14 protein-coding genes are annotated in these 12,255 nt (G+C 64.6%); 9 read left to right on the forward strand and 5 right to left on the reverse strand.

The window, feature by feature from the left end:
* Window positions 1-2: 2 nt before the first annotated feature.
* Genes ACKVEX_RS14655 through ACKVEX_RS14665 form a run of 3 tightly spaced genes read right to left on the reverse strand, consistent with a single transcriptional unit; the run spans window position 3 to window position 2,346 of the window.
* Complete coding sequence (locus tag ACKVEX_RS14655) at window positions 3-1,061, reverse strand: 5-oxoprolinase subunit C family protein (protein ID WP_473216482.1); 1,059 nt, start codon at window positions 1,059-1,061, stop codon at window positions 3-5.
* A complete protein-coding gene (pxpB, locus tag ACKVEX_RS14660; RefSeq protein WP_473216483.1) occupies window positions 1,058-1,834 on the reverse strand; it encodes a 5-oxoprolinase subunit PxpB in 777 nt (258 codons plus the stop codon). Before pxpB ends, ACKVEX_RS14655 begins: the two co-directional genes overlap by 4 nt.
* A gap of 17 nt (window positions 1,835-1,851) precedes the next feature.
* The gene (locus ACKVEX_RS14665; protein WP_473216484.1) at window positions 1,852-2,346 is read right to left on the reverse strand and encodes a winged helix DNA-binding protein; all 495 of its coding nucleotides are present in this window, start codon (window positions 2,344-2,346) and stop codon (window positions 1,852-1,854) included.
* A gap of 194 nt (window positions 2,347-2,540) precedes the next feature.
* Between ACKVEX_RS14665 and ACKVEX_RS14670 the strand changes: the two genes are divergently transcribed.
* From ACKVEX_RS14670 to ACKVEX_RS14695, 6 genes are all read left to right on the forward strand, one after another.
* Window positions 2,541-3,524, forward strand: a complete 984-nt coding sequence (locus tag ACKVEX_RS14670; protein ID WP_473216485.1) for a TRAP transporter substrate-binding protein — start codon at window positions 2,541-2,543, stop codon at window positions 3,522-3,524.
* Window positions 3,525-3,651: 127 nt separating this feature from the next.
* On the forward strand, window positions 3,652-4,170 hold the full coding sequence (locus ACKVEX_RS14675) for a TRAP transporter small permease (protein WP_473216486.1): 519 nt from the start codon (window positions 3,652-3,654) through the stop codon (window positions 4,168-4,170).
* A gap of 9 nt (window positions 4,171-4,179) precedes the next feature.
* Window positions 4,180-5,478 (forward strand): TRAP transporter large permease, encoded by a 1,299-nt coding sequence (locus ACKVEX_RS14680; RefSeq protein ID WP_473216487.1) that lies wholly within the window; start codon window positions 4,180-4,182, stop codon window positions 5,476-5,478.
* Window positions 5,479-5,509: 31 nt separating this feature from the next.
* On the forward strand, window positions 5,510-5,782 hold the full coding sequence (locus ACKVEX_RS14685) for a Mut7-C RNAse domain-containing protein (RefSeq protein ID WP_473216488.1): 273 nt from the start codon (window positions 5,510-5,512) through the stop codon (window positions 5,780-5,782).
* A gap of 333 nt (window positions 5,783-6,115) precedes the next feature.
* On the forward strand, window positions 6,116-7,750 hold the full coding sequence (locus ACKVEX_RS14690) for a peptide chain release factor 3 (protein WP_473216489.1): 1,635 nt from the start codon (window positions 6,116-6,118) through the stop codon (window positions 7,748-7,750).
* 130 nt (window positions 7,751-7,880) lie between these two features.
* Window positions 7,881-8,399 carry a retropepsin-like aspartic protease family protein gene (locus ACKVEX_RS14695; RefSeq protein WP_473216490.1) on the forward strand — a complete coding sequence of 173 codons (519 nt, stop codon included), beginning with the start codon at window positions 7,881-7,883 and terminating at the stop codon, window positions 8,397-8,399.
* 75 nt (window positions 8,400-8,474) lie between these two features.
* Here the strand turns inward: ACKVEX_RS14695 and ACKVEX_RS14700 are convergent, their stop codons facing one another.
* The gene (locus ACKVEX_RS14700; RefSeq protein WP_473216491.1) at window positions 8,475-8,726 is read right to left on the reverse strand and encodes a Dps family protein; all 252 of its coding nucleotides are present in this window, start codon (window positions 8,724-8,726) and stop codon (window positions 8,475-8,477) included.
* Window positions 8,727-8,911: 185 nt separating this feature from the next.
* On the opposite strand from ACKVEX_RS14700, the gene ACKVEX_RS14705 reads away from it, so the two are divergent.
* Window positions 8,912-9,289, forward strand: coding sequence for a LuxR C-terminal-related transcriptional regulator (locus tag ACKVEX_RS14705; RefSeq protein WP_473216492.1), 378 nt, complete (start codon window positions 8,912-8,914; stop codon window positions 9,287-9,289).
* A 23-nt stretch (window positions 9,290-9,312) separates the two neighbouring features.
* Here ACKVEX_RS14705 and ACKVEX_RS14710 read toward each other — a convergent pair whose 3' ends face one another.
* Entirely contained in the window at window positions 9,313-10,263 is a 951-nt protein-coding gene (locus tag ACKVEX_RS14710; RefSeq protein WP_473216493.1) for an AEC family transporter, read from the reverse strand.
* 238 nt (window positions 10,264-10,501) lie between these two features.
* Here ACKVEX_RS14710 and ACKVEX_RS14715 point away from each other — a divergent pair, with 238 nt between their 5' ends.
* Together ACKVEX_RS14715 and ACKVEX_RS14720 are read left to right on the forward strand one after the other, a co-directional pair.
* Window positions 10,502-11,641 carry an ABC transporter substrate-binding protein gene (locus tag ACKVEX_RS14715; protein WP_473216494.1) on the forward strand — a complete coding sequence of 380 codons (1,140 nt, stop codon included), beginning with the start codon at window positions 10,502-10,504 and terminating at the stop codon, window positions 11,639-11,641.
* A 218-nt stretch (window positions 11,642-11,859) separates the two neighbouring features.
* Window positions 11,860-12,210 (forward strand): cupredoxin domain-containing protein, encoded by a 351-nt coding sequence (locus tag ACKVEX_RS14720; RefSeq protein WP_473216495.1) that lies wholly within the window; start codon window positions 11,860-11,862, stop codon window positions 12,208-12,210.
* The last annotated feature ends 45 nt before the right edge of the window (window positions 12,211-12,255 follow it).

Raw genomic sequence — 12,255 nt, forward strand, 5'->3', positions numbered from 1 at the left:
GTTCAGTCGTCGTGATCGTGCAGCGGAATGTATTCGGGGTTGATCGCGTCGACCACGCCGCCGACGAGATTGTTCTGGTATAACGCGCGCAGGTCGACGCCCTCGCCGGCGATGAGCCGGATCGACGCGATCGCATCGGCAAGCTTCGTCGCCTGTTGCCGTGCCGCCGACTCGCCCTCTGCGGCGCTGATCGCGACGAAACGGACCTGCTCGCCGGGACGCCTGGCTGCGAGACGGGGCAGGTCGGTGGTGATCACGGTCGCGATCTTCGGATAGCCGCCGGCGGTCTGCGCATCGGCGAGCAACACGATCGGCAGACCGTTGCCGGGTACCTGTATCGCACCGGGGACGATCGCATCCGACACGATTTCCTGGCCGCGATCGAGGTCGTGACGGATCGGCTCGCCGTTCAGCCGGATGCCCATGCGGTCGGTAGCGGCACTGACGGTGTAGGTCTGGCCGAGAAAGGTTTCACGCGCGACGGCATCGAAATGCGTGTGTTGCGGGCCGAGCACCAGTCTGATCGGATCGTCGTCGTATTCAGGCGGCCGGGGCAGTGAGCGTGCCGGCGCGGCATCGGCCGCCGCGGCAGGAAGACGATCGCCCGCGTGCAAGGCGCGACCCTGCCAGCCGCCCAGGCCTGCCCGGACGTAGGTCGAGGCGCTGTTCATTTGACGTGGAATCACGAGTCCCGAGACGGCAAGCAACGCGATCCGGCCGCGTTCCATGCGGATGATGCGCAGCGTGTCGCCGGGTTCGAGTACGTGGCTGCGCCAGGCGGCCGCGGCGCGGGGCCCGTCCGGGCCGGTGATCTCGAGTCTGACGTCACCGGCAATGGCGACCCGTACCGCGCCATGCTTGGCCTCGAACTGCTGTCCACCGTCGAAACACTCAATTGCCGGGTGACCGGCCGGATTGCCCGCGAGTGCATTGGCGATGGCAAGAAGGTTGGGGTCGAGCGTGCCGGAGCATGGTACGCCGATGCGTCGAAAGCCGAAGCGCCCCTTGTCCTGCACCGACGCGTAGGCGCCTGCCGAAACGATGGTGAGAGCGGCGCTCACGCTTGCGCCTGTCCGATGCTTGCGGCGCCGACGTCGCACCAGCGATGCGGGTCGATCCGGCCCGATTCGAGTTCCCGGGCGAGCGCGTCGTACTCGTCTCGCCCAACCGGGAGAAAGCTCACCCGGTCACCGGGCTGAAGCAGCGCAGGGTCGGTCCGCGTCGGGTCGAACAGGCGCACCGGGCAACGCCCCAGCAGGTGCCACCCGCCCGGACTTTCCCACGGATAGATCGCGGTCAGACCAGTGGCGATCGCAACGCTGCCAGCGGGTACGCGAACCCTGGGCTCGTGCCGCCGGGGCAGACGAAGCCGTTCCGGCAGATCGCCCATGAACGGAAAGCCGGGCAGAAAGCCGAGCATGTAGACAACGTACTCGGTACCGGCATGCAGTTGCACGACCGTTGCCGTGTCAGCGTCTATGCGGCGGGCAACGTCATCCAGGTCGGGGGCCGCATCGCCTTCGTAGCAGGCCGGCAGTCGCCAGTGGCAGGGATCGGCGGTGACCGCTTCGTCGGCGTCATCGAGGATGTGTGCAATGCGAGCGGTCAGCTTCGTGCGGGATGTGACCAGCGGATCGTAGATCACCGTCAGCGACCTGAAGGTCGGCACGGCCTCGACGATGCCCTCGAGATCGCCGTGCTGTCGGACCGTGTCGATCGCCAGATCGAGAGCCCTTACCCGGCGCTGCAGGACGGGGTCGATCGTGTCGCCGAATTCGATCGTGAATGCGGCGTCGCCGAGGTCGAGGATGCGATGGTTCCGTCGGTCGGACATGGTTTGGGTCCCCAGGGTCACGGTGCGCTGGTCGAGGCGGCCCGGGCGGCCTGGTCGTAGCGACCCGACAGCGTCCGCAGCAGCCGCGCGAGCTCGCCGATCTGCTTGTTCTCGGTCTCGGTGCCGGAATAACCGGGCATCAGGCAAGCCTCGCGAATCTGGCGGTAGCGCTCGCAGATGTCGTCTCCAGTGGGCGTGGTCGAGTAGAAGACTTCCTTGCCATGGCGGACGCTCTTCACGAGACCCAGGCCGGCGAGCTTCTTGAGGGAATAATTGACGACGTGGGCGTCCTCGATGTTGAGCACGAAGCAGATGTCGGACAGGCGTTTCTCGGTGCTGCGGTGCGCAACATGATGCAGCACCAAAACGTCGGTCGGCGCCATGTCCTTGACCCCGGAGGCGGCCATGCAACGCATCATCCAGCGTGCGAAGCCGTGCCACGCGATGATCAGGCCGAACTCGAATTCGGAGAGTTCGGGTGACTTGGGTGAGATCAGATGTTGGGATGTCACGATTCTGCCGCCGGGTGCGTTGGAAGTGTGCAGGGTTGGTTTTGGCATCTTATCTCCATTGTGTTAATGATTTCTTGACAAATTATAATAGAAATACCAATATTTTATCAACGACCAATTTCGACGCGCTTCCCGCTTCGGGTCGTCTGCAAAGTTGAACCCTGTTTCTCCCTACTCTCTCGGAGGTTCTTGCGATGAACACTGCGTTGCGCTGTATCGGTCTTGCCCTTGTCACTTCCTTCGTCGCCGCTGCACCTGCCGTCGCGCAGACGACCTGGGACATGCCCACGCCCTATCCGGCGACCAATTTCCACACCGAAAACATCAAGCAGTTCGCGAGCGAAGTCGAAGCGGCCACCGGCGGCAAGCTCAAGATCACGGTTCATCCGGGTGGCTCGCTGTTCAAGGCCAACGAGATCCGTCGCGCGGTGCAGACCGGCCAGGCGCAGATCGGCGAGGTGATCATCTCCGGCATGGCGAACGAGGATCCGTTCTTCGCGCTGGACAATGTGCCTTTCCTTGCGAGCAGCTACGAGGACGCGAGGGTGCTGTGGGACGTCTCCCGGGATGCGGTCAATGAGCGTCTCGAGAAGGCCGGCCTGACGATGCTTTTCTCGGTGCCGTGGCAGCCGCAGGGCATGTACTCCATGACCGAGTTGTCGGGGGTAGGCGATTTGCGCAGCATGAAGATCCGCTCCTACAGCCCGACCGTCGCACGCATGATCGAGCTGATGGGTGGCCAACCGGTGACGGTGCAGGCGGCCGACCTGACGCAGGCGCTGTCGACCGGTGTCGTGTCGGCCAACATCACGTCGTCGGCGACCGGCTACGACTCCAAGAGCTGGGAGCAACTGTCGTACTACGCGGATGTGCGCGCGTGGCTGCCGAAGAATGTCGTGTTCGTACGCACCCGCGATTTCAACGCGCTCGACCAGGCCACACGTGATGCGGTGCTGGCCGCCGCGGCCGAGGCCGAGACCCGTGGCTGGGCGAGTTCCGCCGAGCGCAACGACTGGTATCTGGAGCAGCTTCGTGCCAATGGCATGAACGTCGTCGCGCCGTCGCCCGAGTTCGATGCCGAACTGCGCAAGATCGGCGACACGATGACCGACGAGTGGGTGCAGAGCGTCGGTGCCGACGGGCAGGCGGTCCTCGACGCGTATCGCGCCGCCCGCTGACGTCTGCGCTCTCCCGGCCGGACCGGGCGCTGTGCCCGCACATCGAAGTGCTGGCGCGCCCCGTCCGGCGCCCTTCGCGGCCCCGCTTGCCGGACCGCGCCCCCAGACCTTCCGGAGAATGGCATCGATGAGAGCCGTACTCAATTTTCTGTACCGTGCGGTTGGCGGACTCGCCGCGATCGGCATGGTCGGTACCCTGTTCTTCGTTGCGACAGGTATCGTCAGCCGCCCTCTCGGAATCTACCTGCGCGGCACCGACGCCTATGCGGGCTATACGATGGCAGCCTGCGGATTCCTCGCTCTGGCGTACACCTTCAAACACGGTGAGCATATCCGCGTCAGCCTGTTGCTGGAGCGGCTCGGTGCCAGGATGCGGCTGGTTGCGGAATGGTTCTCCCTGCTGGTCGGTGTGGCCATCACGGGTACGCTGGCCTTCTACACGGCCAGGATGGCTTGGTTCTCGTACGAGTTTGGCGATCGCTCGCAGGGCATCGACGCCACCCCCCTCTGGATGCCGCAGATGCTGATGGTGTTAGGCACCGTGGTCTTCTTCATCGCCTTGCTCGACGACCTGGTGATGCGGGTTATGGGACGCGAGCCGGTACGGTTGTCCGGGGCCGGCCAGAACCAGACCCGGATGGAATAAGGAGCAGGCATGGACATCATCGTTGCACTCTTTCTCGTCCTTGCGATGCTGCTGATGCTCGCGGGCGGGGTGTGGATCGGACTCGCGCTGATCGCGGTTGGCGTCCTCGGCATGCTCGGATTCACGTCGCGTGCGCCGGGTGACGGCATGGCGATGAGCATCTGGGGCATGGGGTCGAGCTGGACGCTGACCGCGTTGCCACTGTTCCTGTGGATGGGCGAGATCCTGTTCCGCACCCGGTTGTCGGCCGACATGTTCAAGGGGCTGGCGCCGTGGCTGGAGCGCCTGCCCGGCCGGCTTCTGCACACCAACATCATCGGCTGTACCTTGTTTGCGGCGGTGTCCGGTTCGTCTGCGGCGACCTGTGCGACCATCGGCAAGATCAACCTGCCCGAGCTGTCGAAGCGGGGCTATCCGGAGTCGATGGTGATCGGAACGCTGGCGGGTGCAGGCACATTGGGCCTGCTGATTCCGCCGTCCATCATCATGATTGTCTATGGCGTCGCGGCGGACGTATCGATCGCGCGCCTTTTCATCGGCGGCGTGCTGCCCGGAGTGTTGCTCGCGACGCTGTTCATGGGCTGGGTCGTGATCTGGTCGCTGATGCATCCCGACCGGATTCCGGCGGCCGACCTGCGCTCGACCTTCATGCAGAAGATGTATGCGTCGCGCAACCTGATCCCGGTGGTCGCGCTGATCGGTGCGGTGCTCGGCGGGATCTACTCCGGCATCGCCACCGCGACCGAAGCGGCCGCGCTCGGCGTGATCGGCGCGCTGGTGATCGCAGCGAGCCAGGGTGCACTGACGCGCGAGTCCTTCGTCGCAAGCCTGATGGGGGCGACCCGGCTCTACTGCATGATTGCGCTGATCCTGGCCGGTTCGGCCTTTCTGACGCTGGCGATGGGCTACATCGGCCTGCCGCGCCATCTCGCCGCGTGGATAGGCGAACTGGGCCTGTCGCCGGCGATGCTGCTGATCGCGCTGACGCTGTTCTTCATCCTGCTCGGCTGCTTCCTGGATGCGATCTCGATCGTCGTGCTGACGATGGCGGTGCTGATGCCGACCATTCACACCGCCGGTATCGACCCGCTGTGGTTCGGCATCTTCGTCGTCGTCGTGGTCGAAATGGCGCAGATCACGCCACCGGTCGGCTTCAATCTGTTCGTGCTGCAAGGCATCACCGGGCGCGAGATCACGCGTGTGGCCGTCTATGCGCTGCCGTATTTCATCCTGATGTGTGTGGCGATCGTGCTGCTGTACCTGTTCCCGCAGATAGTGACCTGGCTGCCTGGGCAGATGATGGGCTAGCCGGGATGGTTCGAGGCATACTGCGGTCACCATGGTCACCGCCACGTTTCGCTTCTACGAGGAACTGAACGACTTTCTGGCGCCGCATCACCGCCGGCGGGAGTTCGACGTGCCTTGTCGATCGGGCGGACCGGCGCGGATTCCGCCGATGGTGAGGGGCCGCCACCAGCGTTTCAGTACCTGCGACGTGTGCCGGCGGGTGTTCTGGGAGGGCTCGCACTGGCAGCACATGCGCGACTCGTGGATGAACTGCTGGCGCGGGGCTGAAGCGGGTGGGTGGGTTCCGGCCAGCGAAATACCGTGAGGCGCAGCGAGCCGGGGATGACTGCAGCCCCCCGCGGCTCCGACGGCCACTCGCGCTGCCGCTGTAAGGCTCGCTTCGCTGCGATCCCTGAACTCGCGCTTCGCGCTCAGACAGCAGGGATCGCGGGCGCTACGCGCGCCAACAGCGGCATGCACTCGGGCCGAGTCGCCGCGGAGGGCTGCAGTCATCCCCGGCTCGCCATTTCATGCGTCGTGCGATTGCGCTGAGACTTAGGCCTATCCTGGTCCTACGCGGTCGGCTTCCTTGCTAAAATCAGGCTTTTGCCGCCATCCGGGTCCGGGTCGGCGGCTTCGTCATTTTTTGGCTGAAACGATGACCGACACCCCTTTCCCGCCCGAGCTGTTGCGTGACGTCGCGAAGCGCCGCACCTTCGGTATCATCTCCCACCCCGACGCGGGCAAGACCACGCTGACCGAGAAGCTGCTGCTGTTCGGCGGCGCGATCCAGCTCGCCGGCACCGTCAAGGCCAGGAAGAGTGCGCGCCACGCGACCTCGGACTGGATGGAGGTCGAGAAGCAGCGCGGCATCTCGGTCACCAGCTCGGTGATGCAGTTCGAGTACGCCGACCACACCATCAACCTGCTCGACACCCCGGGCCACCAGGACTTCTCGGAGGACACCTACCGCGTGCTGACCGCGGTGGATGCAGCAGTGATGGTCATCGACGCGGCCAAGGGGGTCGAGGCGCAGACGATCAAGCTGCTCGAAGTCTGCCGGCTGCGCGACACGCCGATCATCACGTTCGTGAACAAGCTCGACCGCGAGGTGCGTGAACCCTTCGATCTGTTGTCCGAGATCGAGGACGTGCTCAAGATCGAGTGCGCGCCGATCACCTGGCCGGTGGGCATGGGCAAGACCTTCCGAGGCGTGTATCACCTGCTCGAGGACCGCGTGCTGCGCTTCACGCCGGGCGAAGAGCGGCGCTCCGAGGCCGAAGTGATCAAGGGCATCGCCAATCCCCAGCTCGATGCGCTCTTTCCGCTGGAGATCGGACAGGTGCGCGAGGACGTGGATCTGATCGGGGGCGCGTCGGCACCGTTCTCGATCGAGGATTTTCTCGCCGGCAGGCAGACGCCAGTGTTCTTCGGTTCCGGGATCAACAACTTCGGCGTGCAGGAGATCCTGCAGGCGCTGCTCGATTGGGCGCCGCCACCGCAGCCGCGCGTCGCCGGCCTCGTTACGGGCGTGAGTGAAACCGGCACCCGCATGGTCCGGCCCGCAGAGGCACCTTTCACCGGCTTCGTGTTCAAGATCCAGGCCAACATGGACCCCAGGCACCGTGACCGAATCGCGTTCTTCCGCATCTGCTCCGGGCGCTACACGTCCGGCATGAAGGTCAGGCACGTTCGGCTCGGGCGCGACATGAAGCTCGCCAACGCGCTGACCTTCATGGCCAACGAGCGGGTGCACAAGGAAGACGGCGTGGCTGGCGACATCATCGGCATCCACAACCACGGCCAGCTGCAGATCGGCGATACGCTGACCGAAGGCGAGGCGCTGGGCTACAAGGGCATTCCGTACTTTTCGCCGGAGCTCTTCCGCTCCGCGCGGCTGCGCGATCCGCTCAAGACCAAGCAGTTGCAGAAGGGTCTGCAGGAACTCGGCGAGGAGGGCGCGATCCAGGTGTTCGAGCAGGAAGGCGGCAACATGCTTCTCGGTGCGGTTGGCACGCTCCAGTTCGAGGTCGTCGCGCAGCGTCTGAAGGACGAGTACAAGGTCGATGCAATCTTCGAGTCGGCGGACATCTATACCGCACGCTGGTTGACCTTCCCGGACGAGCTGACCCGCCGCAACTTCGAGCGCGAGCAATCGATCCGACTGGGCAAGGACGTCGACGGCAACCCGGTCTATCTGGCCAGCACCCGTTACAACCTCGACGTGACGATGGAGAAGTGGCCCAAGGTCGGCTTCCACGCGACCCGGGAGCACGGGCAGGTGCTGGGCTGAAACGTGCCTCGGGTTCGTGTTCGTCACCGGACGCGTTCGCGTGCGGTGACGGCAGGCGTGTGGTCCGGGCCCCAGCCGCCACCGCCGGGCGAGGATGAACCCCGGGCAGCGTCGAATGGTCCGACACGACATGAACGAACCCGTTGCTACGCAGCGCCGCCTCGGACGCGGCATGATCATCCTGGCCTGGCTGGTCGCGATCGGCCTGCTGTGGGTGTTCTTCGACGACGTGCTGGACCGGCGCGAGAATCCGAATCGCAACCTGATGATCCAGCCCGGCGTGGCCGAACTGGTGCTCAAGCGCAACCGTGCCGGACATTACGTCGCGCCCGGCACGATCAACGGCCAGAAGGTGCAGTTTCTGCTGGACACCGGGGCCACCCAGGTCTCGGTGCCGGCCCATCTGGGCCCGACGCTGGGCCTGTCGCCCGGTGCGCCGATGCAGGTGATGACCGCCAACGGCGCGGTGACGGTGCGCGCGACCGTCATCGACGAACTCGGGCTCGGGCCCTTCCGCATCCAGAACGTGCGCAGCCACCTGAATCCGGGTTTTCGTGACGATCAGGTCCTGCTCGGCATGAGCGTGCTGCGCCATCTGGAGTTCACGCAGCGGGGCGACACGCTGATCCTGCGTCCGCACGGCGGATGATGCATGATTGGCCTTGTCGCCTGCGCGGCGTACAAGGCCGATTGATTCAGGTGCGCGTGGTGCCGTGCCGCGTCGTCAGTCTTCCAGCAGACTGCGCAGCATCCACGCGTTCTTTTCGTGGATCTGCATGCGCTGCGTGAGCAGGTCGGCGGTCGGCTCATCGTCGACCTTGCCGACCAGCGGCAGGATGCTGCGGGCGGTCCTGACCACTGCCTCCTGACCCATGACCAGGTGGCTGATCATCTCCTTCGCGCTCATCCCGCCGTCCGGTTCGGCGAGGCTGCCGAGCTTCTGGAATTCCTTGTAGGTGCCGGGGGCCGGAACCATGGTTTCATCCTATGCCCGGTCCGCGCGGGTTGCCAATGAAAGCACGGGATGAGCACAATCATCGCATGCTATCGAGCTTCGATCATCGGCCATGCATGCACCTTCATGTGGCCGGACCGGGTGGCACGCACCGATAGGGTGCGTAGTGCAAGACATGCCCACCCGGCGCAGATCGCCGCCAGGGCGTGTCTTCGCTCGCCCGCTCGATCCGGGCGGGTGCGGGTGCCTACCTGAACAAGTGTTGCGCACCGGAAGAGTTGCTGGAAGCCATCCGCAAGGTGGCGCTCGGCGGTGTGTTCGTCACCCCGACGATCGCCGAACTGCTCGCCCGCAGCGTGCGCGAGGATGCGAACCGGGTACCCCACGAGACACTTTCGAACCGCGAGTTCCAGGTGCTCGAACTGTTCGCCCAGGGACGCTCGGTGTCGGACATCGCGGGACGCCTGTCCCTGTCGGCGAACACGATCTCGACCTATCGGGCGCGCATCTTCGACAAGCTGGGGGTGCGCAACATGGTCGAGCTGCTCCCCTACGCCGCCCGTCACGACATGCTGCTGCGCTAATGTCCCGGCATCGCCCGGAGCCGTCAGATCAGGCCCGGGCCACGCAGCAGCATGATGCCCAGGCTGGTGGTGACGATGGACCCGAGCGTCGTGAGCACGATGATGTTCGCAGCCAGCGTCGAGTTGCCGCCCATCGCACGCACCATCACGTAACTGGCGGCGGCGGTCGGCGCCGACGACATCAGCATCAGCACCCCCAGTTCGACGCCGCGAAAACCGAGGGCGATACCTCCGAGCGTGATCGTGACCGGCACGACCAGCAGCTTCAGCGATGCTGCCAGCAGCGTGTTCCCGATCTCGTCGCGGAGCCGCGTGAAATTCAGCGAGGCGCCGGTACATAGCAGCGCCAGCGGCAGCGTCAGGTCGGCGAAGTAGCGGCCCGACTGCAGCACGATGGATGGTAGCCGGATCTCGAAATACGATACCGGCAGCGCGAGCACGATGCCCAGGATCAACGGGTTCGTGAAGATGCCACGGACCATGCCGCCGATGCCGCGCCGCTTGTGCAGCGAACGATTCAGCGTGATCACCGCGAGGATGTTGAACAGGATCGTGACCAGGCCGAGATAGAGGGACGCTGCGACCAGGCCGGCATCGCCGAAGGCGTTCACGCAGTACGCGAGACCGATGATTCCCATGTTTGAGCGATACGCGCCCTGCACCACGACACCGCGGTCCCGGGCGGGCTGCACCGCGTGCCCGGCGAGCAATTCGAGCAACAGGTAAACGGCGATGGTGGCGGCCATTCCATAGGCGATCAGCGCCGGATTGGCCGCGTCGTCGAAGTCAGTCGTGGCGATGCTGACGAACAGCAGGGCGGGCAGCGCGACGTTGAAGACCAGTCGCGAACCGGCTTCGATGAAGGGCTCGGTGAGCATACCCAGACGCCGCAACCATAAGCCGAGCGCGAGGATCACGAAGATCGGTCCGGTGACCGCAAGCGAGAACTCTATGATGCTGAGGAAATCGGTCATCGCGTCGCGCATCGATGCGGCTCAGAAGGGCCCGACTCTACGCGGTCGCAACGCGGCCCGCAATGCACGACGGCGGCAGGTACGAACCCTTGAAGTATCGCCTCCGGCAATGGGCCCGACCACAAGCTGTAGTGACAGCACTACACACGAATCACGACATCGAATATGCCTCACCCGCAGCCGCGCAGACGGCGACAACCCGCCTCAAGACTGTCTGATCTCAACGACGGAGTTAATCATGTCGGCCTTCCGCAATCCGTTCGACTACAAGGCGCGTCTCCACCGGGGGGCTGCAACTGCGGCCAGCATCGCAGCCAGGCCGATCTCGCTCGGTGCCGGTTTCAATCCGATTCCGTGGACGATGCCGGCGGTCGAGAACATCAATGGCCAGGCGATCACCTTGTCGATCAAACACAAGGACAAGCGTGACCCGAGGGACTGGAAGGGCTTTCGCTTCGCGGTGCCGTTCGACTACTCGATGCACAATTACCGGCTGCGCTACTACCTGGCCGAGCATGGCATCGATCCGGATGGGGACGTGTCGATCCGCTCGGTGCCGCCGCCCGAGATGGTCGCCAACCTGCGTGCGGACAACATCGACGGATTCCTCGCACCGGACCCGGTCAACCAGCGCGCGGTGTATGACGGTGTGGGCTTCATCCATCTGCTGTCCAAGGAGATCTGGGACGGACACCCGTGCTGTGCGTTCTCGGCCAGTCGCGAGTTCGTCACGACGATGCCGAACACCTACCAGGCCTTGCTGAAGGCCATCCTCGACGCCACCGCCTATGCCCGCAAGGCCGAGAACCGCAAGGAGATCGCGGTCGCGATCGCGCCGACCAACTACCTGAACCAGCCGGTCACCGTGGTCGAGCAGGTGCTGACCGGCACCTTTGCCGACGGTCCCGGCAACGTCGTGCGCGACCCGAACCGCATGGACTTCGATCCGTTCCCGTACCAGTCCTTCGCGATCCGGAGGAGCTTAGCGATGGATGAAAAACGACTCTGGCTGGCGCCATTGCTGTCACTGGTCTTTCTGGCGGTTTTCGTCGGTCTGTGGCATCTGGGTACCCGCACTACGGTCGGTGAGGTCATCGTCGATCCCGAGTATGCCGCGCTGATCGGTGCGGCCGCGGCGACCGGTGGCCAGTCCGCGATGCCGGGGCCGGGCGATGTCGCCGGAAAGCTGTGGGTGCACCTGTCCGATCCATTCTACGTGCATGGCACGACCTTCAAGGAGCTGATCCACGAGGAGTTCGGCGACGGCATCATGAGCGCGATCGACTTCAGGATGGACCTGCAGCGCGAGCCGAATCCGGCCGGCGACCGGGTCAGCATCACGATGAGCGGCAAGTTCCTGCCGTACAAGACGTACTGAGCGCACCCGCACGGAGGTCTGCTGCCGCGGCCCCGCTGCAGCGGACCGCCCAGGCGATCACATGAGGCACGAAAACGCGCGCCAGAGTGGGCGGCTGCCTCGATTGGGTCGTCCTGGCCGGTCAGCTTGTGGGTGAAATGGCTATACTGTTTTCGTTACCCTTGAACAGGGTACTCCATCCCGATTTCCGATCGGACATGAAAACAGGAGCGGATACCATGCAACCCGTAAAGCTTGTCATGCTCGCACTGATTGCGGCACTGCCCCTGACCGGCATGAGCGCCGAGCCCCGCATGGACGGGGACGTGGTGGTCATCGAGATCAGGGACTACAAGTTCATCCCCGACGAGGTGACCGTCAAGGCCGGCACCACCGTGCGCTGGGAGAACCACGAGCGCCGCCAGTTCCACAACATCTACTTCGAGGATCTCGAGGACGAGTCCGGCGATTACTTCTTCCCGGAAGAGGGCCGCGAACGCACCTTCGACGAACCGGGAAGCTACCATTACATCTGCGAACCGCATATCGAGTCGCACAAGATGAAAGGCGTCGTCCACGTCGTCGAGTAGTGTTGGCGCACGCTGCTTTCGTGGACAGGTAGTCGAGCATCTGAT

This window comes from Denitraticella aggregata (genome assembly GCF_048158365.1).
In the GTDB taxonomy this organism is placed as follows: Bacteria; Pseudomonadota; Gammaproteobacteria; order Burkholderiales; family Rhodocyclaceae; genus Azoarcus_F.

Excerpts from the sequence above, each read along its gene's own strand:
- pxpB (WP_473216483.1), bottom strand. The coding sequence starts at position 1,834 with ATGTCCGACCGACGGAACCATCGCATCCTCGACCTCGGCGACGCCGCA.
- ACKVEX_RS14670 (WP_473216485.1), top strand. The coding sequence starts at position 2,541 with ATGAACACTGCGTTGCGCTGTATCGGTCTTGCCCTTGTCACTTCCTTC.
- ACKVEX_RS14675 (WP_473216486.1), top strand. The coding sequence starts at position 3,652 with ATGAGAGCCGTACTCAATTTTCTGTACCGTGCGGTTGGCGGACTCGCC.
- ACKVEX_RS14680 (WP_473216487.1), top strand. The coding sequence starts at position 4,180 with ATGGACATCATCGTTGCACTCTTTCTCGTCCTTGCGATGCTGCTGATG.
- ACKVEX_RS14685 (WP_473216488.1), top strand. The coding sequence starts at position 5,510 with ATGGTCACCGCCACGTTTCGCTTCTACGAGGAACTGAACGACTTTCTG.
- ACKVEX_RS14690 (WP_473216489.1), top strand. The coding sequence starts at position 6,116 with ATGACCGACACCCCTTTCCCGCCCGAGCTGTTGCGTGACGTCGCGAAG.
- ACKVEX_RS14695 (WP_473216490.1), top strand. The coding sequence starts at position 7,881 with ATGAACGAACCCGTTGCTACGCAGCGCCGCCTCGGACGCGGCATGATC.
- ACKVEX_RS14700 (WP_473216491.1), bottom strand. The coding sequence starts at position 8,726 with ATGGTTCCGGCCCCCGGCACCTACAAGGAATTCCAGAAGCTCGGCAGC.
- ACKVEX_RS14710 (WP_473216493.1), bottom strand. The coding sequence starts at position 10,263 with ATGACCGATTTCCTCAGCATCATAGAGTTCTCGCTTGCGGTCACCGGA.
- ACKVEX_RS14715 (WP_473216494.1), top strand. The coding sequence starts at position 10,502 with ATGTCGGCCTTCCGCAATCCGTTCGACTACAAGGCGCGTCTCCACCGG.
- ACKVEX_RS14720 (WP_473216495.1), top strand. The coding sequence starts at position 11,860 with ATGCAACCCGTAAAGCTTGTCATGCTCGCACTGATTGCGGCACTGCCC.